Source organism: Microcystis sp. M049S2 (genome assembly GCF_020245625.1).
GTDB classification, from domain to species: domain Bacteria; phylum Cyanobacteriota; class Cyanobacteriia; order Cyanobacteriales; family Microcystaceae; genus Microcystis; species Microcystis ichthyoblabe_A.
Genome location: NZ_JADBUN010000122.1, coordinates 1 through 23789 on the forward strand (window position 1 = coordinate 1; position 23789 = coordinate 23789).

Annotated in this window: 24 protein-coding genes and 1 pseudogene; 11 read left to right on the forward strand and 14 right to left on the reverse strand. The window is 43.3% G+C overall.

From position 1 onward, the window contains the following. Window positions 1-290 precede the first annotated feature (290 nt). The 4 genes and pseudogenes from IM496_RS10330 to pyrH form a co-directional block, all read right to left on the reverse strand. Window positions 291-595 (reverse strand): annotated as a pseudogene (locus IM496_RS10330) (HepT-like ribonuclease domain-containing protein). Further along, window positions 592-882 (reverse strand): nucleotidyltransferase family protein, encoded by a 291-nt coding sequence (locus IM496_RS10335; protein ID WP_194013994.1) that lies wholly within the window; start codon window positions 880-882, stop codon window positions 592-594. Before IM496_RS10335 ends, IM496_RS10330 begins: the two are co-directional and overlap by 4 nt. A 346-nt stretch (window positions 883-1228) precedes the next feature. Beyond that, complete coding sequence (frr, locus tag IM496_RS10340; RefSeq protein WP_228009490.1) at window positions 1229-1750, reverse strand: ribosome recycling factor; 522 nt, start codon at window positions 1748-1750, stop codon at window positions 1229-1231. 13 nt (window positions 1751-1763) lie between these two features. After that, window positions 1764-2486 carry a UMP kinase gene (pyrH, locus tag IM496_RS10345; RefSeq protein ID WP_002732255.1) on the reverse strand — a complete coding sequence of 241 codons (723 nt, stop codon included), beginning with the start codon at window positions 2484-2486 and terminating at the stop codon, window positions 1764-1766. 203 nt (window positions 2487-2689) lie between these two features. Here pyrH and IM496_RS10350 point away from each other — a divergent pair, with 203 nt between their 5' ends. Beyond that, complete coding sequence (locus tag IM496_RS10350; protein WP_104395656.1) at window positions 2690-3271, forward strand: hypothetical protein; 582 nt, start codon at window positions 2690-2692, stop codon at window positions 3269-3271. A 534-nt stretch (window positions 3272-3805) separates the two neighbouring features. Further along, entirely contained in the window at window positions 3806-5245 is a 1440-nt protein-coding gene (locus tag IM496_RS10355; RefSeq protein ID WP_194013998.1) for an aminotransferase class I/II-fold pyridoxal phosphate-dependent enzyme, read from the forward strand. Here the strand turns inward: IM496_RS10355 and IM496_RS10360 are convergent. Both IM496_RS10360 and IM496_RS10365 read right to left on the reverse strand, forming a co-directional pair. Beyond that, a complete protein-coding gene (locus tag IM496_RS10360; RefSeq protein WP_287661875.1) occupies window positions 5237-6592 on the reverse strand; it encodes a serine/threonine-protein kinase in 1356 nt (451 codons plus the stop codon). The genes IM496_RS10355 and IM496_RS10360 overlap by 9 nt on opposite strands. 230 nt (window positions 6593-6822) lie before the next feature. Beyond that, complete coding sequence (locus IM496_RS10365; protein ID WP_104395653.1) at window positions 6823-7176, reverse strand: hypothetical protein; 354 nt, start codon at window positions 7174-7176, stop codon at window positions 6823-6825. A gap of 231 nt (window positions 7177-7407) precedes the next feature. Here IM496_RS10365 and pyrG point away from each other — a divergent pair, with 231 nt between their 5' ends. Further along, complete coding sequence (gene pyrG, locus IM496_RS10370; protein WP_287661876.1) at window positions 7408-9048, forward strand: glutamine hydrolyzing CTP synthase; 1641 nt, start codon at window positions 7408-7410, stop codon at window positions 9046-9048. 81 nt (window positions 9049-9129) lie between these two features. Here the strand turns inward: pyrG and IM496_RS10375 are convergent, their stop codons facing one another. The 4 genes from IM496_RS10375 to IM496_RS10390 all read right to left on the reverse strand — a co-directional run bounded on the left by IM496_RS10375 (window position 9130) and on the right by IM496_RS10390 (window position 12108). After that, window positions 9130-9447, reverse strand: coding sequence for a 2Fe-2S iron-sulfur cluster-binding protein (locus IM496_RS10375; protein ID WP_002768334.1), 318 nt, complete (start codon window positions 9445-9447; stop codon window positions 9130-9132). A gap of 261 nt (window positions 9448-9708) precedes the next feature. Then, window positions 9709-9906: a hypothetical protein gene (locus IM496_RS10380; RefSeq protein ID WP_104395652.1), complete on the reverse strand. Its 198-nt coding sequence runs from the start codon at window positions 9904-9906 to the stop codon at window positions 9709-9711. Between the two features lie 31 nt (window positions 9907-9937). Continuing rightward, window positions 9938-10513: a peptide deformylase gene (gene def, locus IM496_RS10385; RefSeq protein WP_104395651.1), complete on the reverse strand. Its 576-nt coding sequence runs from the start codon at window positions 10511-10513 to the stop codon at window positions 9938-9940. Window positions 10514-10710: 197 nt separating this feature from the next. Next, window positions 10711-12108 carry a serine/threonine protein kinase gene (locus IM496_RS10390; protein ID WP_287661877.1) on the reverse strand — a complete coding sequence of 466 codons (1398 nt, stop codon included), beginning with the start codon at window positions 12106-12108 and terminating at the stop codon, window positions 10711-10713. A gap of 410 nt (window positions 12109-12518) precedes the next feature. Between IM496_RS10390 and crtE the strand changes: the two genes are divergently transcribed. The 4 genes from crtE (at window position 12519) to IM496_RS10410 (ending at window position 15787) form a co-directional block, all read left to right on the forward strand. Beyond that, window positions 12519-13448: a geranylgeranyl diphosphate synthase CrtE gene (crtE, locus tag IM496_RS10395; protein ID WP_287661878.1), complete on the forward strand. Its 930-nt coding sequence runs from the start codon at window positions 12519-12521 to the stop codon at window positions 13446-13448. Window positions 13449-13465: 17 nt separating this feature from the next. Beyond that, on the forward strand, window positions 13466-13918 hold the full coding sequence (locus IM496_RS10400; RefSeq protein ID WP_108937409.1) for a divergent PAP2 family protein: 453 nt from the start codon (window positions 13466-13468) through the stop codon (window positions 13916-13918). A gap of 64 nt (window positions 13919-13982) precedes the next feature. Beyond that, entirely contained in the window at window positions 13983-15140 is a 1158-nt protein-coding gene (locus IM496_RS10405; RefSeq protein ID WP_287661879.1) for an AAA family ATPase, read from the forward strand. Between the two features lie 2 nt (window positions 15141-15142). Then, on the forward strand, window positions 15143-15787 hold the full coding sequence (locus IM496_RS10410) for a DUF3226 domain-containing protein (RefSeq protein ID WP_194014644.1): 645 nt from the start codon (window positions 15143-15145) through the stop codon (window positions 15785-15787). A 716-nt stretch (window positions 15788-16503) separates the two neighbouring features. On the opposite strand, the gene IM496_RS10415 is transcribed toward IM496_RS10410, so the two are convergent. Further along, window positions 16504-17091 (reverse strand): class I SAM-dependent methyltransferase, encoded by a 588-nt coding sequence (locus IM496_RS10415; protein ID WP_287661880.1) that lies wholly within the window; start codon window positions 17089-17091, stop codon window positions 16504-16506. A gap of 323 nt (window positions 17092-17414) precedes the next feature. Here IM496_RS10415 and IM496_RS10420 point away from each other — a divergent pair, with 323 nt between their 5' ends. Continuing rightward, the gene (locus IM496_RS10420; protein WP_002791252.1) at window positions 17415-18851 is read left to right on the forward strand and encodes a folate/biopterin family MFS transporter; all 1437 of its coding nucleotides are present in this window, start codon (window positions 17415-17417) and stop codon (window positions 18849-18851) included. 96 nt (window positions 18852-18947) lie between these two features. On the opposite strand, the gene IM496_RS10425 is transcribed toward IM496_RS10420, so the two are convergent. Both IM496_RS10425 and IM496_RS10430 read right to left on the reverse strand, forming a co-directional pair. Then, entirely contained in the window at window positions 18948-19169 is a 222-nt protein-coding gene (locus tag IM496_RS10425) for a type II toxin-antitoxin system HicA family toxin (RefSeq protein WP_002732388.1), read from the reverse strand. Next, a complete protein-coding gene (locus IM496_RS10430; RefSeq protein WP_002753457.1) occupies window positions 19169-19414 on the reverse strand; it encodes a type II toxin-antitoxin system HicB family antitoxin in 246 nt (81 codons plus the stop codon). The genes IM496_RS10425 and IM496_RS10430 overlap by 1 nt, the downstream gene beginning before the upstream one ends. A gap of 245 nt (window positions 19415-19659) precedes the next feature. Here IM496_RS10430 and IM496_RS10435 point away from each other — a divergent pair, with 245 nt between their 5' ends. Then, window positions 19660-19959, forward strand: coding sequence for a type II toxin-antitoxin system Phd/YefM family antitoxin (locus tag IM496_RS10435; protein ID WP_002763657.1), 300 nt, complete (start codon window positions 19660-19662; stop codon window positions 19957-19959). After that, window positions 19943-20215, forward strand: coding sequence for a Txe/YoeB family addiction module toxin (locus tag IM496_RS10440; RefSeq protein ID WP_149107916.1), 273 nt, complete (start codon window positions 19943-19945; stop codon window positions 20213-20215). Before IM496_RS10435 ends, IM496_RS10440 begins: the two co-directional genes overlap by 17 nt. A gap of 56 nt (window positions 20216-20271) precedes the next feature. On the opposite strand, the gene IM496_RS10445 is transcribed toward IM496_RS10440, so the two are convergent. Then, window positions 20272-21138: a PEP-CTERM sorting domain-containing protein gene (locus IM496_RS10445; protein WP_287661881.1), complete on the reverse strand. Its 867-nt coding sequence runs from the start codon at window positions 21136-21138 to the stop codon at window positions 20272-20274. A 414-nt stretch (window positions 21139-21552) separates the two neighbouring features. Between IM496_RS10445 and IM496_RS10450 the strand changes: the two genes are divergently transcribed. Further along, entirely contained in the window at window positions 21553-23724 is a 2172-nt protein-coding gene (locus IM496_RS10450; protein ID WP_287637020.1) for a glutamine synthetase III family protein, read from the forward strand. The last annotated feature ends 65 nt before the right edge of the window (window positions 23725-23789 follow it).

Sequence of the window (23789 nt, forward strand, 5' to 3'; positions counted from 1 at the left end):
AAAACTCCCCAAGCTCCCTCTCTGTCCAGCAATGCTCTAAAGTTGATAAATATCAATCTAACAAAAACTCAAAGCCCTATTATACAAGCTTTACAAGTATGAGTTGTTGATAGTTTGACATGACAGGTTCGGTAGAGCCATGATTCTTTGACATCCTCACCACGCTATCTTTTTAAGGATAGTGGCTGAATGGGTTTGATGCTTGACCAAAAAAATGCCTAATGGCTTAGGTCTTACCTCCATGTTGTCAACTGATTTTAATGATTTTCATTAGCAATAATTTGCTGAATTTATTGTTTTAATTTAGGTAAATTATCTTTAATAACTCCCCAAACTTCATCTACATTGATTCCCGCGTAGCTATGGATTAAAATATCTCGAAACCCTGCAATTTTACGCCAAGTAATTTCAGGATATTTTTTCTAATCTCAGGAGAGAGTTGTTTAACAGCTTCTCCAATGACTTCAAAACAGCGAATCACAGCATCTTGAATTAATAAAGATTGATAGAATCTGTCTTTTCCCTCCTGTGTATAAGATTCGATTCGTTCAATTCTGTCTAAAATATCATCTAAATAAATTAAGTCATCCTTCATAAAGGAATCACCTCTTTCATGATTCTTTCTCGAAAACAATCTCGTAAATTGTTAATAGTAGCCACATCAACTTTACAGCCTAAATAATCTTCTAAGTCTTGAATTAAACCAATTCTATCTAATAAGTTGCGCCCTTGTTCCATTTCTACTAAAAAGTCAATATCACTGTCACTACCGTCTTCTCCTCTGGCAACTGATCCAAATATTAGAATATTAAATGCTCCATGTTTTCGAGCAATTTTTATAATATTCTCTCGTTTTTCTTGAAGAAGTTGATAGCGTTTCATTTTCATAATTTCCCGAATATTTTTTAAGCAAGATGAGTTTTTCCTATTTTTAGAGAAAAATGGACTCTTTCTTACTAATCTATAAATTCTTTGCTCGATGACCTTTACTAGGAATTACTGTCTTGTCTTATATGACTCCCAAAAATCAAAAATCAGTGTAAGCAAAAGCACATTACCCCATCATAAAACTAGGGGGTTTTAAACCCGAATTTTCGATAACCTGAGATGCCGCAATACTGAAAAACTTCATCCCCAAACCTTTCCACTCCCCCCTAGCTTTTACATAGAGATAAAAACCTAAATAGAACAGACAAAAAGCCTGTTCTATCCCTGAGGAGAAAAAAACTTAAACCGTCATGATATCTTTTTCTTTTGTCGTTAATAAATCCTCGATTTTGGCGATAAATTTATCGGTGGATTTCTGCACTTGATCCTGTAAATCCCTGGATTCATCCTCAGAAATTTCGTGACTTTTCTCCTGTTTACGGATAGCATCGATCGCATCCCGGCGAATATTGCGGACAGCCACCTTTCCCTCTTCGGCCAATTTCGCCGCTAATTTGACCAAGTCCTTGCGGCGATCGCTAGTGAGGGGAGGGATATTCAAACGAATGGTCTGACCGTCATTACTGGGGGTTAAACCCACGTCCGAGAGAGAAATCGCCTTTTCGATCGCCCCCATACTGGTACGATCGAAGGGTTGAATAGCGATCGTGGTTGCGTCGGGAGTGCTAATAGTGGCCAGGGACTTGAGGGGAGTTTCCATGCCATAATACTCCACCACGATCCGATCTAAAAGAGAAGCATTTGCCCGGCCGGTACGAATCGTATTAAAAGCTCTCTGGGTTGATTCGACGGTTTTCTGCATATGGTCTTGAACTTCAGCTAACTTCACAGAATCCTCCTACCAATGTTCCAACGGGTTCACCTTTGACAGCGCGAACAATATTACCTGCTACCGACAGATCGAAAACGACTATCGGAATATTATTTTCCTTGCACAGAGCGATCGCAGTTCCGTCCATCACCCGCAGATCATGGGTCAGCACATGACCGTAGGTGAGACTTTGAAAGCGTCGCGCATTAGGGTTGTGAGAGGGATCGGAATCATAAACCCCATCCACTTTCGTCGCTTTAAACACCACTTCCGCATCGATTTCGGCAGCCCGTAGGGCCGCCGTGGTATCGGTGGTAAAGAAAGGATTACCCGATCCCGCACCGAAAACCACCACCCGACCTTTTTCCAGATGACGGATGGCCCGCCGGCGGATGTAGGGTTCAGCTAATTCCTGCATAGCGATCGCCGTTAATACCCTGGTCGGTACTTGCGCTCGTTCTAGGGCATCCTGCAAGGTCATAGCGTTCATGACTGTTGCTATCATACCAATATAATCGGCCGTAGCCCGATCCATGCCGGCCGAGGCGGCTTTCACCCCGCGAAAAATATTGCCCCCACCGACCACGATCGCCAATTGGATGCCTTGGTCAACCACTTCGGAGATTTCCTGGGCGATAGCGGAAACCACCATCGGGTCGATCCCATAGCCGAGATTGCCCATCAGGGCCTCCCCACTCAGTTTTAATAATACCCGCTTGTACGCCATGCCCTTACTACCACTCGCTAAAACAAGATCTAGATAATTTTTGTCTCCCCATAAGATAGCAGGTTTTGGCCTTGATTTAAGTTGACCAGTTCACTCTCCCAGCCGGATCAGAAGTTCAACTTAATAAATCTTTTCCTTGGCACATTGGTATTTAGTGATACCTTTGTTATTAAAGGGAGCTTAGTTTTATTGAGAATTTAACCGTGATCAGCGATCGATTACTATTGGTCAACAAAAACAATCAAAGGGCTGCTAAAACCGATACCTTTGATTGGGTGTATGGGTTTCAGGATGGAACTCGTCTGATGGGCAAGGTTTGCGGTTACTTAGATCCCGATAGTAATCGTCTTCTCGATCCCGAAAACTGCAGTGCTATCTACCAGAATGCCCAAGGACAAGTCCTTAGTCGTTGGCAAGGTGGAGATTTTATCGCTTTTGAACTAACCACCACCGGGGAAGATATCCTGATCGTGGCTTCTAATGATAATTGTGTCAGTAATAGTCTCTGTTTGGTTTCGGGCATTAGTCGCAGCTGCGCCCAAGTTAGCGATGAAGGAAAATCCCTCGTCCGGGAGGTTTTTCAATACCCTGCTTGGTCTTTGCAGGACGATAATAGCAGTTCTAAGCCGGCTTTCAGTTGGAATTGTTCCGTATCTCCCTTTTTCCCCTTTGTTTCCCTGCGTTTTAATCTCCAGTCCACCAGCAGCAAAAAATTCTATCGTTGGACGGTTTCTCCCTATTTTCCCTTTTGTCCCCTCTTAGAAGTGGGAGAATCCCTTGCCTAATTGGCTTTTTCACTACGATAGTTCTAGAAGATTTCAACACATAAGGAATGGTTAAAACCGTAAGCTATCCTGCTATATCAGACTTAGGATGGCGTTCTTTTCGAGATATGCTATCGGCTAAATCCGCTTAGTATGGCCGGGATTTTCGCTTAATTTCTCGATGGCAACCAACAAAGCCAAAAGTCTGACCGTTGCTGTGGACATAGGGTCCAAAAAGCCTTAAATGTCCCTAGAGATGTTAGAGCAGTTATCTTAATGGTGAGCTACGAAGTTTTCCTTTTGGGGAGTCAGGAGTCAGTATTCAGCAGTCAGCTTTTATTTAGGGCTTGCTGAATAAATCTAAAAACCTGGTTGGATAAGACTTTTAGACCTTTTGTCAATTAAAAAGTACCGGATATGGGAGTGATCGGGGGGGAAATTCAGGTACTTTTCCCCTGAAAATTAGGTAATTGGCCACCTCAAAACCGGTAAAACCCCACACCCGTTCGGCTGAGCTCACGGCCGAAGCCCACACCCCACAACCCACACCCCACAATGCCTTCGCCAGAATCCGCTCCGCTTGTATCACAACTGCAAAAAAAAGTCAATAGTTTAGATGTACCATTTTATGCACCGGGGCATAAGCAGGGGGAAGGAATCGGGGAGGATTTAAGTAATTTACTGGGAAAAAGCGTCTTTAAAGCCGATTTACCCGAATTACCCGACCTTGATAATTTGTTTGCCCCGACGGGAGTGATTAAAGAAGCGCAAATTTTAGCAGCCGAGACATTTGGGGCAGATAAAAGCTGGTTTTTAGTCAATGGTTCCAGTTGTGGCATTATTGCAGCGATTTTAGCCACTTGCGGCGAGGGAGATAAAATTATTTTAGCGAGAAATATTCATAAATCGGCAATTTCGGGCTTAATTCTCTCTGGGGCGCAACCTATCTTTATCAATCCCGAATATAATCCCACTATCGATCTAAATTTAAATATAACCCCCCAATCCCTCGCAAATGCCCTGAAACTTCATCCCGACGCTAAAGCGGTGATGGTAGTCTCTCCCACCTATCAAGGGGTTTGCTGTGACTTAAAAACTATCGCCCAGATTACCAATCATTATTCCATCCCGCTGCTCGTCGATGAGGCTCACGGGGCCCATTTTGCCTTTCATCCCGATTTACCTCCGGCTGCCCTGTCTCTCGGCGCCGATATGGCTATTCAGTCCACCCATAAGGTTTTAGGGGCCTTAACTCAAGCATCAATGTTACACTTAAAAAGCGATCGCATTAGTTCCGAAAAAGTCGATCGAGCCTTACAATTAGTTCAAACCACTAGCCCTAGTTATCTACTTCTCGCTTCCCTTGATAGTGCTAGAAAGCAAATGGCGACGCAAGGACTAGATTTACTGAGCAAAACCCTCGATTTAGCCGCTACTGCCCGAAAAGAACTCGATAAAATCCCTAATATCTCTGTTTTAGACTTTCCCCATTCTATCCCGGGTTGTCACTGGTTTGATCGCACTCGTTTAACGGTAATCGTCAGAGATTTTGGCTTAACTGGTTACGAAATAGACGATATTTTGCGAGAAAAATACGCTGTCACGGCAGAATTACCGACTTTAAGCCAACTTACTTTTATTATCTCCATCGGCAATCATCGCGAACACATTAATCGCCTAATTACTGCTTTTCAATCCCTTCAATCCCCTTCCTCTACCAGTTTACCCCTGACTCCTGCCCCAGTCACGGGAAATTTGGCTATTTCTCCTAGAAAGGCTTTTTTTGCCCCTACAGAGATAGTATCCCGGAAAAATGCCCTCGATCGTCTTAGCGCTGATGTTATCTGTCCCTATCCCCCCGGTATTCCCGTTTTGATGCCGGGTGAGTTAATTTCTCAGGAACTCCTCGACTATCTGCAAACTATTTTAGACCTCGGTGGCACGATTACTGGCGGTAGTGATGATAATTTGGCAACTTTCAGGGTTTTAAAATAATCGCAAAATTATCTGATATATTAACCGGAAAAAGGCAGTAATAGCAATTGCCCCGATAGCTGCCATCACGGCAATGATAGCAATTTCAGGAAAACTTAGGCTGCCTTGCAGTTGCGGAATTAACATCAAGGCGAGAGTAATTGCTGCGATAATTGGTATATCTTTTCCTTCAATTACTTTTTTAAATAATGCCAAAACTAAGCCACCTAAGATCATAAAGGCGATGACAATTCCTACCGAGGGGACTAAACTATTTAAGGCAATTACTAATAATGTCCCCTCAAACCCTGTAAAGGCAGCATTAGCGAAAGTTTCCCCAAGAGAAAAGCGGGAAGTTTTTCTCATCACTGGAGAAGATGGGGAAGATGGGGGAATTGGGGAAGGTGGGGGAGGAGGATTTAAAGCGGTTAAAACTTCTCCACAGGATTGAAATCTATCCTGGGGATTTGCTAGTAACATTTTATTGAATACTTGGGCTAAATCTGCACTGATATTAGGGGCATAATTTTGCCAATTCCAGACCTGTTTTTGCGAATCGTATATATCATCAGGATCACGATTAGTTAAGAGTATAACACAGGTAGCTGCTAGGGCATATAAATCTGTGGCTGCTGATACCTGATTGCCTAATTGTTGTTCGGGAGGAGCAAATCCAGCTGAGTAAATTGTTGTGGATTTCTCTTGTGTATTATTGGGGTTATTAGTAGCCTGTTTTACTGCCCCAAAATCGAGTAAATAGAGGCGGCCATTTTTGGATAGCATGATGTTAGATGGTTTTATATCCCGGTGAATGGAACCATTTTCATGGATAAATTTGAGGATAAGAAGTAATTCTTTGAGAATGTTTTTAACTTCACTTTCTTGAAAGGGTTTTTGTTGCTGTTGAAGAATTTCTTCTAAGTTTTTACCGTCGATATATTCCTGGGCCAGATAGAAAAATTGCTCTTCTTCTCCCGTTAATTGATTCTTGACTTTTAAAGGGAAAAAAGCATAGAGATCGGGGATTTGAGGATGTTCTCGTCCTAAATCTTCTAAAACGTGCGCTTCTTGAAAAAATAAATTTTTCGCTTTTTCTAAAGCTTGCGGACTTAAATTACCCGAAGGTTGAAATTGTTTGAGTACACATTTAGCTTTTTTGGGACTATAACGATCTACTGCTAAAAATGCTGCCCCAAATCCTCCTTGTCCCAATAGACGTTCAGGCAAATAACGTCCCCCCAAAATTAATGGCATCCCGCAAGTAATACAATATTTCTGCTCGATCGAGGTTAAGCGATTGCTATCGTCTAGGTCTAGGCACTGATTACGCGGTCTCGGACAGTGGGGACGCGTGCAAATAACTTCCATAATCACCGTTTCCCGTGGTACTGCTCTTAGTTTAGCTACTACCGGCAATTCGGGTTAAAATTTTTATTCTTAAGAAAGAGTTAAAAAGAGGGTTCGTAGGCCGACACGGATTCCCATTATACTACAAGGTTAGCAGAAATTTTGAAGTTTGTCAAGTCTTTGGCCGAAAAAAATTCAGCCAGATAAGGGCGGTTATCTTAATGGTGGGGTGGGAAGTCTCGGCGCTTTTTTTAGTTGAAAGAGCGGGCCAGACGACTAACCCCGGTGTGTAATAACTGTTCCAAGCTTTGGCGATCGCTGATGGCTTGAAAATTGATCAGAAAACAGGTTAAACCCAGTCCAAAGAGGATAAAAGTGGGGGGCATAACCACACCAATCATTAACCAGGTGGCGACGTGGAGAAACATAGTGAGAGCGAACAACAAAGCTAGGGAAGCAATGGGGAAGACTTGACGGGTAGGACGACCAAAATAGAGAAAAAGAACGGTTAAAACGGTGGTTACTAAGTTAGCGGGTACTAAAAAGGCACAAATCGAGACGCAATAGTTGCGGGAAAATTCAGCGAGAGTATTAAAATCTATCATTAATATTACTTTACAATTGCCTGAGTCTTAGTACTCTCGATTGTAGCGGAAAATTTAGATGATTGGGATGAAGGTGACTGAAGGCTGTGGTCTAATAGATTTTCGAGAGGGAGCTAAAACGAGGATCGGGGTATAGATCATCCAGTTATAATGAAATCTGGGAAAATGACACCGCCCCATCCCGAAAACTCTCACCCCTTGCTAGGTATAATCGATCGCAGGAAGAATTTTATGAGTAAATTTGTCTTTGTTACTGGGGGAGTTGTCTCCAGTATTGGGAAAGGAATTGTCGCTGCTAGTTTGGGAAGATTGTTGAAAAGTCGGGATTATTCCGTCTCAATTCTGAAATTAGACCCCTACATCAACGTGGATCCGGGTACGATGAGTCCTTTTCAACACGGAGAGGTATTTGTCACCGATGATGGGGCTGAAACCGACCTCGACCTTGGCCACTACGAACGTTTTACCGATACGGAACTATCCCGTCTCAATAGTGTGACTACTGGCTCGATTTATCAAGCGGTATTGAATAAAGAGCGCCGTGGTGCTTATATGGGGGGAACTGTGCAGGTAATTCCCCATATTACCAACGAAATCAAGGAAAGGATTCTCCGGGTGGCCAAAGATACCAACCCCGATATTGTCATTACAGAAATTGGTGGTACGGTGGGAGATATCGAATCTTTGCCTTTTTTAGAAGCAATTAGGCAATTTAGGAAGGATGTGGGACGAAATAACGTGGTTTATATGCACGTTACCCTAATTCCTTGGATTCCGGCCGCCAAGGAGATGAAAACAAAACCGACGCAACACTCGGTCAAGGAATTAAGATCGATCGGTATTCAACCGGATGTGTTAGTCTGTCGTTGTCATCTACCCCTACAACCGGGGTTAAAAGAAAAACTCTCAGCTTTCTGTGATGTGCCGGTAGAATCGGTGATTACTGCTCAGGATGCCAGCAGTATCTATGAAGTGCCTCTCAATCTGGAAAAAGAGGGATTAGCGCAACAAACCCTAGAATTATTAAACCTGGGTCCCCGATATCCCCATCTGGAGGAGTGGGAAAATCTCATCCGACAGATGCAATCCCCTAGTCAAAAATTAGAGATAGCTATCGTTGGTAAATATGTGCAATTGGGGGACGCTTATCTCTCGGTGGTGGAGGCCCTTAAACACGCTGCTATTGCCCTTGATAGCGAGATAGAATTGCGTTGGGTAAGTGCTGAAGATGTGGATAACGATTCGGCCGAAGCTCATTTAAGCGGTGTTGACGGTATTGTTGTACCAGGTGGTTTTGGTATTAGGGGTGTGGATGGCAAAATTAAGGCGATCGAGTATGCTAGGGTCAATAATATTCCTTTCTTGGGTCTCTGTTTAGGGATGCAGTGTTCGATTATCGAATGGGGTCGCAATGTGGCCCGATTAGAAAGGGCCAATAGTTCCGAATTTGAAGAGGATACACCCAATCCGGTGATTAATTTACTGCCAGAACAGGCAGATGTGGTGGATTTAGGGGGAACAATGCGCTTAGGTCTCTATCCCTGCCGTTTAAATCCCGATAGTCTGGCTTTCTCCCTCTACGGTCAAGAGGTTATCTATGAGCGCCATCGTCACCGTTACGAGTTCAATAATGCCTATCGTAGTCTCTTTTTTGAGACTGGTTATCTGGTGAGTGGCACTTCTCCTGATGGTCGTTTGGTGGAAATTATCGAACTACCAAAACATCCTTTCTTTATTGCTACCCAATTTCACCCCGAATTTCGCTCTCGTCCCAATAAAGCTCATCCTCTCTTTTCTGGTTTCATGAAAGCGGCCCTCAAGGGTAGAGAGGAAAAGTTCTCCCTTATTAGTCAGCATTCGGCTATTAGTTAGGGTTTGCTGGTTCTATTGGCTCAAAATCTGTTTTTTTGGGGGGAACCCCCCGAAAATTTCTCATCTTAACCCCAATCTGGCCTAGGGTTTTCCGAATTGACGTTGATAAACTACTTCTTCCTTGCCAGATTCCAGTTTAATATCGGAGCGAGGATAGGCCACACATAACAAAGCATAGCCTTCTTTTTGCAGGTCGGGGGATAATCCCATGCCCTCACCTTGTTCGACGCTACCCTGGGAAAGTTGAGCGGCGCAGGTAGTACATACGCCCGCATTGCAAGAACTGGGTAAGTCAATCCCCGCATCGTAGGCCGCTTGTAGTATAGTTTGATCTTCCCTAACTTCGATCGTTTGTGTGGTTCCTAAATGGGAAATTTCTACTTTGTAGGTTGTGGTCATAGCTAATGAATGATGCTTTGAACTTCACCTATTTTATCATTCTAGATTGCGGATATAGGAGAGAGGAGGGAAATCTTTACCTAATCAGATTTTCACCGGTCGGCAGATAATTGATTGTCATGAAAGATGATAAAATCGGAAAAAGTAGTAACTTTTTCTGGCAATTTGCCCTGTAGTTAAAACGAACAAAAGAGAGAAATAAATTCTCTCTTCTGCTCATGAAAATTATGCCAATTTTTAGATAACCGAGGGGAAGTTATTCTATTTGTAATTGGCTCTCGTGTCCTTAACCGCCGCCCAAAAAAATAGGGCTGTTAATGGTACACTTGCCGCTAGAATTAAGCTAGTGGTGGTATTGCCTAAATCCGGTTCTCCCGAACTAATTTCAAAGACACAACCCACAGCAGCGATTGCTGCAATACAGGATAATAACAATAAAACGCCGCTTTTCGGGGTCATCTTCACTCCTCACCTAAATTAACTAATGCCTTTATTTTGTCACTTTCTCGACGGGTTTCACCGCTTGCACGGAAAAACCGTGTTTTTTTAATTCTTCATTCAGTGCCAAATCGTTATCTACTCTGTCCACGAACATGACACCATTAAGATGGTCCATTTCGTGTTGAATTACCCGCGCTAGTAAACCGTCAGCTTGCAGTTTTCGCGGTTTCCCCTGTTCATCTTTATAACTCACTTCGATCGCTTGGGGACGGATGACATCTAAAAACACATCGGGAATACTCAAACAACCCTCTTCCGCTTTGCACAATTCCCGACCATAACCGATAATTTGGGGATTAATCAGAATTAGGGGCGGATTTTCTGGTTTATCGGGTTCACAATCGATGACAATCAATTGTTTATTGACTGCCACTTGCGGAGCCGCTAAACCGATACCATTGGCACTATACATAGTTTGCAGCATTTCTTTGGCTAATTGGCGAATGCTGTCATCGACTTTAGCAATCCGCTTGGCCGGTTGACGCAGGACTCGATCGCCGAGATAATGCAGTTCTAAAGGGGGTTTTTCTAATTTGCGTTTTTCTACGGTAATAGTGGCGCTCATAAACTTAATTATCGATGGGATGACACAATTTTGATTTTAGTCACTGGCTCTGGGGCATTTCTCTGGAAAAGGGAGAAAAAAGCCCAGACTCTTCATAAAATTTTACACTGATCACAGACAGTTCGTCTATATCAGGGAGATGGGGAGGGGAAAGAAGGAGAGAAGGGAGAGGGGAGAAAAAAGCTGATTGTAACTGGCTACTTATTAGTAATTGGCATTCCTAACCATTGACTTAATTCCGCTGCTAACCATTCAATTTCGGGTTTACTCAGATATTCTTTTGTTTTACTGCTAATAGTATATTCTTTAGTCCCCGCCCAAATAGTTAAAGCCATCGGCACATAAACTCGATCGCCATCACCATCTTTGCTATGATAACTATCAGCTTTCACCAGTTTATTAATATGTTGCCGTGCCATTTTCTTTTTGCTCGGAAGTGTTAAACCAAAAATTCGCTGAATGGTAACAATTTCTTGACTATCAATAGTGATAATTTCCTCTCCTTTGAGACAATAAATAATCTGATAAAGCATTCCTAAACCCACAAACCAAAAAGGCAAGGAAAAGAGCAGAAAAAACCAACTTATCCACAGAGGAATAGAAACGGCTCCTCCTGTCCATACTAATAAAAAAGCGTTCCAAGCGATGGCAAAAGCTCCAAGAAAAATTAATTTAGGGGTAAAACCTTCGGGAGGTAAAGATATTTTAATTTTCTCCCCGCTTTTTTGCAACTGTACCCGACTCCCGGCGGGTTTTTCAAGGTTCGAGGAAGTTAATTGCATTTCGTGGAGAGTATTTAAAGCTTGATTTGCTGCCTGGGCTGAAACAAACCTTTTTTCGAGACTAGGTTCGATTAACTGCCCTAACCAATGAACAAAAGCAGGGCTTAAATTGGCTAAATTATTTAATTGAATTTTGCCATCTTTTTGGGGTAAATCGGCGGGATGAATGCCTGTAGCTAGATAGATTAAAGTGGCTCCTAAACTGTATAAATCAGAAGCGGCAACGGTGCGACCACCGAATTGTTCGGGTGGCATATAACCGTAGGTTCCGACAATAGTTAAAGTGGCCTGTTCCTGTTGAGCAACAGTCTGGACAGAACCAAAATCAATTAAATAAACATTGCCGATACTATGACCAGTTCGATCTTTTAATAAGATATTACTAGGTTTCAAATCCCGGTGGATAATTGGCGGGTTAAGTCCATGAAGATAAATTAAAATCCCTAGGATAGATTTGGCTAATTCTTGCAGGTCTGCCTCACTAAATTTGCGACCATTTTCTATCTGTTCCTTGAGAGATTTCGCCTCGATATAACTCTGAACAAGGGCAAAACCTTGATAGGTATCGGTGCGAACTTCAAAATAGTCGATATATTCGGGAATCGAGCGACAATCTAGATGTTTAAGAGTTTCAGCTTCCCGTTCAAAAAGTTTTAAATCTGTCCATTCAAAATCGGGACTGAAGATTAATAATTTGACAACAACAATAGCGCCCGTTTTTAGATCTTGGGCGAGAAACGTGCGTCTTCCAGTTTGTTTACCTAACTGACTTTGAATTTGGTATCGATCGCCTAAAACTTGCCCTGGCAGCATACAATATATTTCTAGGATAATCCTAATTATAGGTTAATCGAGAAATTTCTCAACTGCCAGTTAAGAAAACGGAAGTTTGACCGAATCATCAAAACTTTAGCGTCTTCCAGGATAACTGCGGCGAAATTTAATTATATCGCCCGTTTTTCGCTAATCCTCGGACTGGGCTGAGGGATGTATTTTTTCAGGTTAAAAGAGAAAATAGGCATCAGAAAAAAAAATTGACCTCTCTCGGTCTGGGAAATTTTAGTACAAATGTTCAGGATAGCAACTGCGGCGCTGCCATGCAGTCTGAAGGAGTAATTTAGATAGTCAACAGCTTAGAGTACAAGGGAGCGGTCAGTTTAATTCCCATCGAGGTGGAGTTTCCTGATATAGTTTTAAAAGCAGTCGGTTCAAGACAAAAAGACATGGTTACTAGGGGCGAACAAGGGGTAGAAGTGAGGAAAAACGAGAACTTTTCTCTGGCTTCCTATCTGGAGGAAAAGCGGTTGATTGTCGAGTCAGCTTTGGATAGCTCTTTAGTTATCGGCAATCCCGCCAAAATCTACGAGGCGATGCGCTATTCTCTCCTCGCCGGTGGTAAACGGCTGCGGCCGATTTTATGTCTGGCTACCTGTGAATTGATGGGGGGTTCCCTAGAGATGGCTTTACCCACCGCTTGCGCCTTAGAAATGATCCACACTATGTCATTAATTCATGACGATTTACCCGCCATGGATAACGATGATTACCGACGCGGGAAATTAACCAATCATAAGGTTTTTGGCGAAGATATCGCTATTTTAGCGGGGGATGGTCTCCTGGCCTACGCTTTCGAGTATGTGGTTACCCAGACTCGTAATGTACCTCCCCTACAGATTTTAGATGTAATTGCCCGTTTAGGTCGCACGGTCGGGGCAGCGGGTTTGGTGGGAGGTCAGGTTTTAGACTTGGAATCCGAAGGAAAACCCGATATTTCGGCGGAAACTCTCGGTTTTATCCATACTCAGAAAACGGGGGCCTTGTTGGAGACTTCTGTGGTGTCGGGGGCAGTTTTAGCGGGGGCAAAAGGGGAAGATATAGCTAAATTAGCCCGTTACGCTCAAAATATTGGCTTGGCTTTTCAAATTATCGATGATGTTCTCGATATCACGGCGACAAAGGAGGAATTAGGCAAAACCGCTGGCAAGGATATACAGGCACAAAAAGCTACCTATCCTAGTCTCTGGGGGATAGAAGGGTCCCGCCAGCAAGCTCAACAGTTAATAGATAGTGCCATCAATGAATTGAGTGGCTACGATGAGGCCGCTGAACCTTTACGGGCCATCGCTGAGTATATTGTTAATCGTAAAAATTAAATTAAACGAGTGAGATGATGCAGGACTTCCAGCAGGTGTTACACAATCAAATACTGCTAATCTCTCTTTTAGCTTGTTTCACTGCCCAGGGACTAAAAGCGCTGATTGAGTTAATCCGCGATGGTAAGGTGAGTCTGCGCTATTTAGTCTCGTCGGGAGGAATGCCTAGCGCTCACTCGGCGCTGGTGGGAGCCTTGGCTACTGGGGTAGGATTACAGGTGGGTTGGTCTAGTCCCGAATTTGCAATCGCCGCGCTTTTTGCGGTTATTGTTATGTATGATGCGGCCGGAGTGCGTCAGGCAGCGGGAAAACAGGCCCGGATTCTCAATCAAATTATCGATGAAATGTTCCAGGAGGGCAAGGAATTTAACGAGGAACGTTTAAAGGAATTAATTGGTCATACTCCTTTTCAGGTGCTGGTCGGTTTAAGTTTAGGTATCGGGATCGCCATGGTGCTGCTCTGTCGTTAATTGAGGTGTTTTCTGGGGTTGAGATAAACTAGATTTAATAACGGAAAATCCGGGGTAATTACTCATGTTAGAATCCCTAAAAATTGAAGGCTTTCGCGGTTTTCAAAGTTTTGAGATGGCCAATCTTGGTCGAATTAATCTCTTAGTAGGTAAAAATAATAGCGGTAAAACTTCTATTTTAGAAGCGATTCAGTTTTTGTATGCTCAGAATAATATAGATATATTTCTTGAAACTATTAGCTATAGAGGTGAGTTCGCTTGGTTGGAAAATAAGTTAGCTGGTCGCACTAAAGTTTTTGAAATTTGTCATTTATTTCATGGGCATGAAATCATCCCAAGTAAAAAAATTATCATCAGTGGATATGGCAAATCTTATCTAGCAAGTGTTACCATTTCTGTCGAAAGCATTCCTATACAACTATCTTTATTTTCAGGCAAAAATGATGATCTAAATCAAAATAATGATAACAATTTCGACAATGAGGAATGGGGTAAACTTCTTTTAAGTATTGGATGGATTGGCTCACAAAAACCTATTGAAATGGAACTTCTTGCCAACGGTACTCTTGCCAGAGATTCTACAAGAAGAATGGCTAGTTTAAGCAGAATTTCCCATAAAATAGGTATTGATAATAAAATTGAATTGAAGTTCTTAACACCATTTTCTCTAACAAGTTCTGATATGGCATCACTTTTTGACAACATTGTTCTCTCTCCTTTAGAAGATTTAATTATTGAATCTTTGAAAATTATTGAGCCAAAAATTGAAAGGATAGCCAGTGTTGGTTCTGGCAAGTATTTAACTTCAAATAACCTAGGTGTTAGAGGTGGGTTTTTAATCAAAATTAAAAATCATGATCAACCTATCCCTATTGGCAGTTTAGGCGATGGATTTTGGCGAATGTTAGGATTAGTTTTAGCGATGGTTAATCTTGAAAATGGAATTTTATTAGTTGATGAAATTGATAGCGGATTGCACTTTACTGTCATGACTGATATGTGGAAAGTAGTCTGGGAAACCGCTAAAAAACTCAATATTCAGGTATTCGCCACCACTCACAGCCGGGATTGTTGGCAAAGTTTAGCCGAATTAATTACCGAAGAAAAAATTACCGATAACGAGATTACTATTCAAAGGATAGATAGGGACAAAGAAAAAGCAGTTTCCTTCAATACTAGACAAATTTACCTCGCTTCTGAAAGAGATATTGAGGTTCGCTAAAAATGCCCAGAATACATCCTAAAAAACTTTTGGTAGAGGGAAGAGAAGACATGAGAGTGATTCCCGAATTAGCAGAAGCCCATGGCATCTCTTGGGGAGAGACAAAGGACACAGCTATTATCTATATTAAACCCGCTGGTAGCATTGAGAGTTTACTCGATAGCGATAATATTTACAACGAAATCAATGATAGTGGACTAACTCATTTAGGAATTATTATGGATGCAGACCAAGAACCTAATAATCGTTGGAAAAGTTTATATAATGCCTGTTTACCAAATATCCCTAACTTCCCTCAAAATTTACCAGCAGAGGGATTAATTATAACTCTAGAATCGGGTATAAAATTCGGTGTGTGGATGATGCCCGATAATCAATCTAGAGGAATGTTAGAGACTTTTTTAGCCTATTTAGTTCCCGATAATAATCTTTGGCAATATACACAAAACAAGGTGATAGAGGCAAAACAACAAGGGGCAACCTATAGAGATTATCATCTAGATAAGGCTAATATTCATACCTATTTAGCTTGGCAAGATCCGCCGGGGAAACAACTTCACGATGCAGTAAAACAAAGAATACTTAATCAATCCCATCCCCAATCAGCAAATTTTTTGAGATGGTTACAGGAGTTATACGAGATTTGAGAGAACTATGGCTCCAGATGGGAATGACAGCCTCATAATATTTCTCTGTGCTTTATTAATTTTCTATATAGTTCATCTTGATTATCTACTAATAAGGAATTAGAGACTATTTGAGATGGCAATTGAGAAATACCATTTGACTTGACGACAAACTTTGTAATACCCAAAATTGCTGCAACGATAATGCCCGCTATAACTGTCTCAACTATTCCCACGTTAGTTTGAAACCCCTTTTTTAGTTGCACGCCTGACCATATTATACGGAAACTTTCTGTATATCACACCAAATACACATTTAAAAAAAAATCTTTCCCTATATTACTCTCAAATAGAGCGATCGCAAGAAAATTTCCCGACAACATCAAAATAAGCCTGTTATGCCGATTAGCACATTTTTTTATGAACCCTCCACCACTACCAGAGCAGCGATCATACTAATCTAAGAAGTAGATGATCTATCCCCAATTAAGTGCTAATCTGGCAGAGGATATTAGATTACCTAGACTTATCAACTTCAATGAATGAGTAGGGTGCGTTCCCCAAAATCGATCGGTGCAGTGGTAGAACTGACCTTAGGGAACGCACACGGCTACGGCAATAGCGATCGCACTATTTTCTTTCACTAAAATCGGGTTTTAACAGGTCAAAAGCCTTATTTTGAAAGGGTTTTACCATTATTTAGCAAACCCTAGGTAGGCCATACAAAACGATTGCTGTTAGTCAGGAGGGAGGTTGAAAAGTAATCGTGTATCATGGTCTGGCGCCACTTTGAATGCCAAAGCAGACACTTCAAGATTGCGAGCGGCACTATATATCTTTGAAAAGCCCGCCTTTTGCAAGGCTTTCAACAACGATTTATGTGTAAAACCGGTCTTATGGGCAAAAAAGTCTTTTTTACTGCGCTCGATTTCAACGCTATAACCGTAAAGGACATCTAGAACCATAATTAGCCCTGCCGGTGATTGATACAGGACATCATCAATATCTAAACCCCTGTCAATTGTGATCCGCATCAGTTCCTGGATGTCCGGGACCCGAATATGTGCAAAACCGCCGTCCTTAAGTACGTGTAGGAACCCAGCTAGGACTCTCTGTACATCGTGTCGGTAGTAATGTTCAAGGTTATGTGAGCAGTAAACAGCGTCAAACTGACCACTTTCAAGGGTGGTAAGATTACGCGCATCGCACACAATATCTGGTGAACCTTTCGGGTCAATATCGAGCAGCAAGTGTTCAAATTCTGAATATTGGGGTGGAAGCGGAATCGCCTTGCTGTTGCCACCTACGTTTAGAACTTTTTTCATCTCTCGCCCTTGTTGGTAAACCTAACTGAGGATTATACGGAAAGTTTCCCTGTATCACATCAAATACACATTTAAAAAAAAATCTTTCCCTATATTACTCTCAAATAGAGCGATCGCCAGAAACTTTCTACATAACATTACAATAAGCCTTTTATGCCGATTGGGGATGGGGAAGTGGGGAGAAGGGAAATTCAACTAAAACCCTAAAACCCAATACCCAACCGCCAGAACCTAAAGCTCAACAGTTAAACCCTAACAGCTAACGCACCGATCGAGCGCTCAATCATTATTATAGAGACAGTAACAAATATTTATGAAACTTCATGCTTATTAATCGCCTTGGCATCGATCGCGGGAAAAAATTCCTTAAAGAGAGTATCTTGTTCGGAAATGACCCTAATCCCGAATTAATTGGCATTTTAGGGGTTTATTTCGTGCAGGGCATTCTCGGACTCTCCCGATTAGCGGTTAGCTTCTTTTTAAAAGACGATTTGGCCTTGAGTCCCTCCCAGATGGGGGCATTAATCGGAGTGGCGGCGATTCCTTGGGTGATTAAACCAGCTTTTGGCTTTCTTTCGGATGGTTTGCCCATTTTTGGCTATCGTCGTCGGCCTTACCTCATTTTATCGGGAATTCTCGGTGTTTTAGCTTGGTTGGCCCTAGCCACTGTGGTGGAGAATGCTTGGCAAGCGGCGGCGGCGATCCTGCTTGGTTCCCTTTCTGTCACCATTAGTGATGTCATCGTCGATTCTTTGGTAGTAGAAAGGGCCCGCAGAGAGTCCTTCACTCAATCCGGCTCTCTACAGTCCTTAACTTGGGGAATATCGGCGTTAGGCGGCTTAATTACGGCTTATCTGGGAGGTTGGTTACTGGCACACCTCGGCACTCGTCCTGTCTTCGCTCTTACGGCTATTTTTCCCCTGATTGCCTCAGCCATGGCGTTTTTAATTACAGAGGAAAAAATCAAGAATAACAATGATTCACAATCAACGCCCAAAGTCAAGGAGCAAATCGGGCAATTATGGTCAGCAATTAGACAAAAATCAATTTTATTACCCACTGCCTTTATTTTTCTCTGGCAGGCTACCCCTAGCGCCGATTCTGCCTTTTTCTACTTCACCACCAACGAGTTAGGATTTGAACCGGAATTTTTAGGACGAGTGCGCTTAGTCACCAGTTTAGCCTCGATCCTGGGTATCTGGGTATATCAACGGTTTTTAAAAGCGATTTCCTTTCGTTTAATTTTGGGTTGGAGTACGGTGATTTCTGCGCTTTTAGGGATGACTACCCTACTCTTAGTTACCCATACTAATCGAGCGCTCGGTATTGACGATCATTGGTTTAGTTTGGGGGATAGTCTCATCCTCACCGTCATGGGACAAATTGCCTTTTTACCCGTCTTAATTTTATCAGCCCGTCTTTGTCCCGTGGGCATTGAAGCATCTCTATTCGCTTTATTAATGTCTATCTGGAATATGTCAGGATTAGTTTCCCAAGAAATCGGCGCTTTATTAACTCATTGGTTGGGAGTCACCGAAACTAATTTTGATAACCTTTGGTTATTGGTGGTGATTACTAATCTCTCTACTCTGCTACCTTTACCCCTAATTAAATGGCTACCTTCTACGGATCCGCAATCTCAGGAAGTCAAGAAAACTTTTCCCCCCGCAGAAGTCTTTGAACATCATGTTACCGGTTCTTTAGCTGAACCAGGTTTTATTCCCGAACTCGTCCCCGAATTAATCGAGACAAGAGATTGACAGTCCAGAAAAGGGGTTTCTCAAAGAAACCCCTTTTCTGCCATCTTCATCTTGCTCAATTGAGAACAGCTTTTAACTTTTCCAAGACAGAATTGTTTAACGTAATTTTTCCCATTCTTCTCTACTAATATTTGCTTGTTGTAAAATTTTAGCCAGCAAGCTTTTACTGATATCTCCTTGGTGTGGATTAGGAATCCAGATTTTTAACTTTCCCTGCACCATATATTGATGATTTCCTCCTACCAGAGGACCAGAAAATCCCAGCTTTCTCAACTGGCGAATTAACTCTTTCCTTTTGATGGGGGCAAAAGGTGGCATCAGGCGATTTTTTGTTGAGGGGTTAGATTGATACCGTCAACAATCGGTAACTGATGCTGTAAGCGTAGTCCTAAAATAACCCAGCCTTCCAAAACTTCCTGTAACTGTTCCTTAGTAGCTTCGAGGGTTGTTTCATTAGCATATACTCCCTCAAATCCCGGAATTTCTCCATAAAAAGTACCGTCTTCTAGAACTTCATAGGTTGCCAGTTCCATTGCTTGTTTTAGATATTTTGTTAGCATCATTGACAGGAATAAAGCTCAGTTATTGTCTCGAAGATTGTCGATGTGATGATCAGTTGTTTTGACTCTGGCGATAATTTTGCCATTTTTCTCAGCTTACCATACTGGCCAATCTACTGATTCCAGTCTAGCGCGAGTTAGCAATCCCTAGCGATCGCCCTAAGTCCAGAAAACGGGTTTTTTAAAGAAACCCGTTTTCTCAGTTGATGAAATAAGCTAAAATCGAATCAACTCGTTGCCCTCGCCTTATGTTTTCTATCCAAACTACCTACACTCAAGCTCAAGAAAATTTAGCGAGCCTTCTGGATCGACTGGAAAGCGAGAATAGTATGGCGATTATTACTCGCCCTGGTCATAAAGATATGGCACTATTGAGCGCAGAGGAATTAACTGGCTTATTAGAAACCGTTTATCTTTTGCGATCGCCTGCGAATGCTCGAAAGTTATTGGCAGCACTGGAACGTTCAATGGAGAGGGACGTTCAAACAATACCGGGACAGACAGTTACAGAACTTTGTCAGGAGTTAGGAATTGAACGCCAAGAGTAGGGCAATTGTCTTTGATCACCAATTTCGAGAAGATTTAAGATGGTGGTACAAAACAGATAAAAAAATCGCCTTTCGCCTACTCAATCTCGTAGAATCTGTCACCGCCGATCCCTTTACTGGAATAGGCAAACCAGAACCCATAAAGTATCTTGAAGCTAATAGTTGGTCACGCCGAATTACCACAGAACACCGTCTAGTCTATCGAGTCAAAGATGACCGCATTGAGTTTTTAGCAGCACGATATCACTATACTTAAACAGCTTATGTATTCCAGAAAACGGGTTTCTTCAAGAAACCCGTTTTCTATGGCAATTAAGCTTTATCACTGCCTTGCTTTGGCTTTAACTGGCGTTTAACCAATGCACCCAAGCCTAACAGTCCCAATCCTAGAACGGCACTAGGTTCGGGAACTTTCTGTCCTGTTACGGTTAAGGGAAAAGAAACCCCTTGAGCCGGATTACCACTGCTGGTGGTAATCCAGCTACCTGAAACCAACTGCCGTGCATTTCCATTTACAGTTACGGGATTTCCTCCTGAAGTTGTCATTAGAAAAGGAGTAAAAGCAGTTGTACCTCCTGTGGGTGACAGCCCCGTTAGTTGGTAGTCTGCCCAGTAAGTGCCTGGCGCAAGAGTAAGACCAGAACCACTGAAATTGGCGGCAATGTTCATCACTGGGCGTTGGGCATTGTTTAACACGCCATTGGCAGTGCGGTAAACGCCAGTCCAGTTAGTAGATAGTAGATTTGTGGACGAACCCAGGATATTACTTCCAGCAAGACCGGGGGCATTGTCCCAAATATTAACTGAGATGCCAGTAAAAGGTGAAGCAGGGGGAAACCCATAAGTTGATGTCATGTAACCCATCACCGATACCTTATCGATCGCCCACAGTCCTGCATCAGAAATGGTAAAGCTTTGTGCCAAGCGGAAATCACCGGTTGCAGTCTGCCCCGCTGAAGTCACAGTAGCAGAGGCTTGACTGACATCTGATCCGTTGAATCCTGCACCTGGGTTGGTGACGATATTTGTCTGGCTAAATAGAGTAGTTGCCTGTGCGGGCAAGCTAACTACCGTTCCGAGGGTGACAGCAGTTGCCATCCCGATTGTTGTCCCGAGAAAATCTGAGACAGGCTTTAAGGGAAGGGAGCGGCTTAAGAATGAGCTTTTTTGAGTAGCCATCGGTTTATTCGGGTAAATTATGGGAAAAAGCTTATCACCCCCCCCCGATTTTGTCAAGTATCGCTGTTTTAATCGATTATATAGTGTTTTATCTCTGTTTTTCGTCAAATCTTCTGGGTTGAGGGGGAGTGAGGAGCGATCGCTTGGGGAAGATCGGGTTTGGGATATTTGTAATGTTTGATACAAATCTCTCGATCATCTGTTCTTAAGATGAAGGCTGGTGTTGCTCATTGATCGGGAAAGAGGCCGGCGCAAGCAGATAAAAACCGCAGAGAAGCTTGTGCCGTGGGATCAAAATTATTAAGCGGAGAATAGCCTCTGACCGGAATTCAACATCAAAATCAGTAGGAAACTTGTCATCGCCTAAGTAAAGTAACCCTTTATCCACGACACAGCAAAATAGGAAAAATACTTATGAGTTATGGAACCCGTGTTCAAGCTATCTCTCAAGTCACAGACCGTAAACCCCTACCTAGCAAACTTCCTCAACGTTTAGAGGCCCTCTGGGCAACCGATGTCTTTACCCTGAGCAAAATGCAGGCCAGTCTTCCCAAAGATGTATTCAAGTCGGTCAAAAACACGATTTTAACCGGGGGAAAATTAGACGTTTCCATCGCCAGTGCGGTGGCGGCTGCGATGAAGGATTGGGCCACGTCCAAAGGGGCGCTGTACTATGCCCACGTCTTCTATCCGATGACCAACGCCACCGCCGAAAAACACGATGGTTTTATCTCCGTGCAGAGCGACGGCTCGGTGATCACAGAATTTACGGGCAAAGTCTTAGTACAGGGGGAACCGGACGGCTCCTCCTTTCCTAACGGCGGACTTCGCTCCACCTTTGAAGCGCGGGGTTACACCGCTTGGGATGTCACCAGTCCCGCCTACGTCATGGAGACGGATAATGGTGTCACCCTGTGTATCCCCACGGTTTTCATCTCTTGGACAGGAGAGGCCCTCGACAAAAAAACGCCGCTTTTACGCTCGATTTCATCGATGAGTAAAGCCGCCACCAGGGTGCTGAAGCTCTTAGGACATACGGAGGTCGCCCCCGTTAACTCCAGCTGCGGCGCTGAACAGGAATATTTCCTCGTAGATGCTCATTTTGCCCATAGTCGCCCCGATTTACTGCTCACCGGTCGCACCCTATTTGGTAAACCCGCCGCTAAGGGTCAACAGTTCGACGATCATTATTTTGGCGCGATTCCCGAACGGGTTCAGGTGTTTATGCAGGAAGTAGAGGAAAGAATGTATCGCCTCGGCATTCCAGCTAAAACCCGCCATAACGAAGTCGCCCCCGGACAGTTCGAGATTGCCCCCTTTTTCGAGGCTGCTAACGTGGCCAGTGACCATCAGCAGTTAATTATGACTTTGCTGAAAAGTACGGCTAAAAAACACGGTTTTGTTTGCCTACTGCACGAAAAACCCTTTGCAGGAATTAATGGTTCGGGAAAACACGTTAACTGGTCCGTCGGCAACGCTACCCAGGGTAATCTGTTGGATCCAGGCGATACTCCCCACGCTAATATGCAGTTTTTGTTATTCTGTGGGGCGGTGATTCGTGGCGTTCACAAGTACGGGGCGCTTTTACGCGCAGTGGTGGCTACTGCCAGCAATGACCACCGTTTGGGGGCAAATGAAGCTCCTCCCGCCATTATTTCCGTATATTTGGGCAGCCAGTTAGAAAAGGTATTCGACCAAATTAGCCAAGGCCGAATTGAGGGTTCTGATGCTCCGGGGTTGATGGATCTCGGTGTCGATACCCTGCCGGTATTCCCCAAGGATCCTGGCGATCGCAATCGTACCTCTCCTTTTGCTTTTACGGGCAATCGCTTTGAATTCCGCGCTGTGGGTTCTAATCAGTCAGTTTCCGGGCCGCTGGTGGCGATGAACACGATTCTAGCCGATTCCCTGACTTGGGTGGCGGATAACTTAGAAAGCCGGATGAAAGCCGGGGAAGACCTCAATACTGCCGCCGAGGGTGTTCTCAAGGAGATCATGGACAAACACAGAAATGTGATCTTCGGAGGTAACGGATATTCCCCAGAATGGCACAAAATGGCGGTAGAAGAGCGCGGTTTAGCGAATCTCCGCACCACTGCCGATGCTTTACCCGTGCTGAAAGCTGATTATATTGAAGAACTGTTTACCCGCATGGGTGTGTTTACCCCCGTTGAACTGGAAAGTCGTTTCGATGTCTATGCGGAACAGTATTTGCTGGCCATCGAAGTGGAGGCGAAACTGGTGGTAAGTATGGCTAAAACGATTATTTATCCCGCTGCTGTTCGCTACTTGTCGGAATTGTCTTCAGCGATCGCTAATGCTGCGGCGATCGGCATCGAGATCAATAAGGAAAACGCCCAAACCGTCTCGAATCTGATTAAGTTAATGATGGATAGCGTTGGTAAACTGAGTGAGGCCATTGCTAAACACGATTTTGACTCGATCGAGGAACATATGCAGTATTCCGCTCAAACAATCCGTCCCTTGATGGATAAGGTGCGCGAATATGCTGACACGCTGGAAGGGGAAGTGGCCGACAATTTCTGGCCGCTACCTACCTATCAGGAAATGTTGTTTGTTAAATAACACGACGGCAAGGAGGGGGTAAATAGGCTGAAAAAATGATTAGCCACCCCCTTCTTTTTATCTCT

Coding starts and splice junctions, on each gene's coding strand:
- IM496_RS10335 (WP_194013994.1), bottom strand. CDS start 882: ATGAAACGCTATCAACTTCTTCAAGAAAAACGAGAGAATATTATAAAA.
- frr (WP_228009490.1), bottom strand. CDS start 1,750: ATGCAGAAAACCGTCGAATCAACCCAGAGAGCTTTTAATACGATTCGT.
- pyrH (WP_002732255.1), bottom strand. CDS start 2,486: ATGGCGTACAAGCGGGTATTATTAAAACTGAGTGGGGAGGCCCTGATG.
- IM496_RS10355 (WP_194013998.1), top strand. CDS start 3,806: ATGCCTTCGCCAGAATCCGCTCCGCTTGTATCACAACTGCAAAAAAAA.
- IM496_RS10360 (WP_287661875.1), bottom strand. CDS start 6,592: ATGGAAGTTATTTGCACGCGTCCCCACTGTCCGAGACCGCGTAATCAG.
- IM496_RS10365 (WP_104395653.1), bottom strand. CDS start 7,176: ATGATAGATTTTAATACTCTCGCTGAATTTTCCCGCAACTATTGCGTC.
- pyrG (WP_287661876.1), top strand. CDS start 7,408: ATGAGTAAATTTGTCTTTGTTACTGGGGGAGTTGTCTCCAGTATTGGG.
- IM496_RS10375 (WP_002768334.1), bottom strand. CDS start 9,447: ATGACCACAACCTACAAAGTAGAAATTTCCCATTTAGGAACCACACAA.
- IM496_RS10380 (WP_104395652.1), bottom strand. CDS start 9,906: ATGACCCCGAAAAGCGGCGTTTTATTGTTATTATCCTGTATTGCAGCA.
- def (WP_104395651.1), bottom strand. CDS start 10,513: ATGAGCGCCACTATTACCGTAGAAAAACGCAAATTAGAAAAACCCCCT.
- IM496_RS10390 (WP_287661877.1), bottom strand. CDS start 12,108: ATGCTGCCAGGGCAAGTTTTAGGCGATCGATACCAAATTCAAAGTCAG.
- crtE (WP_287661878.1), top strand. CDS start 12,519: ATGGTTACTAGGGGCGAACAAGGGGTAGAAGTGAGGAAAAACGAGAAC.
- IM496_RS10400 (WP_108937409.1), top strand. CDS start 13,466: ATGCAGGACTTCCAGCAGGTGTTACACAATCAAATACTGCTAATCTCT.
- IM496_RS10405 (WP_287661879.1), top strand. CDS start 13,983: ATGTTAGAATCCCTAAAAATTGAAGGCTTTCGCGGTTTTCAAAGTTTT.
- IM496_RS10410 (WP_194014644.1), top strand. CDS start 15,143: ATGCCCAGAATACATCCTAAAAAACTTTTGGTAGAGGGAAGAGAAGAC.
- IM496_RS10415 (WP_287661880.1), bottom strand. CDS start 17,091: ATGAAAAAAGTTCTAAACGTAGGTGGCAACAGCAAGGCGATTCCGCTT.
- IM496_RS10420 (WP_002791252.1), top strand. CDS start 17,415: ATGCTTATTAATCGCCTTGGCATCGATCGCGGGAAAAAATTCCTTAAA.
- IM496_RS10425 (WP_002732388.1), bottom strand. CDS start 19,169: ATGCCACCTTTTGCCCCCATCAAAAGGAAAGAGTTAATTCGCCAGTTG.
- IM496_RS10430 (WP_002753457.1), bottom strand. CDS start 19,414: ATGATGCTAACAAAATATCTAAAACAAGCAATGGAACTGGCAACCTAT.
- IM496_RS10435 (WP_002763657.1), top strand. CDS start 19,660: ATGTTTTCTATCCAAACTACCTACACTCAAGCTCAAGAAAATTTAGCG.
- IM496_RS10445 (WP_287661881.1), bottom strand. CDS start 21,138: ATGGCTACTCAAAAAAGCTCATTCTTAAGCCGCTCCCTTCCCTTAAAG.
- IM496_RS10450 (WP_287637020.1), top strand. CDS start 21,553: ATGAGTTATGGAACCCGTGTTCAAGCTATCTCTCAAGTCACAGACCGT.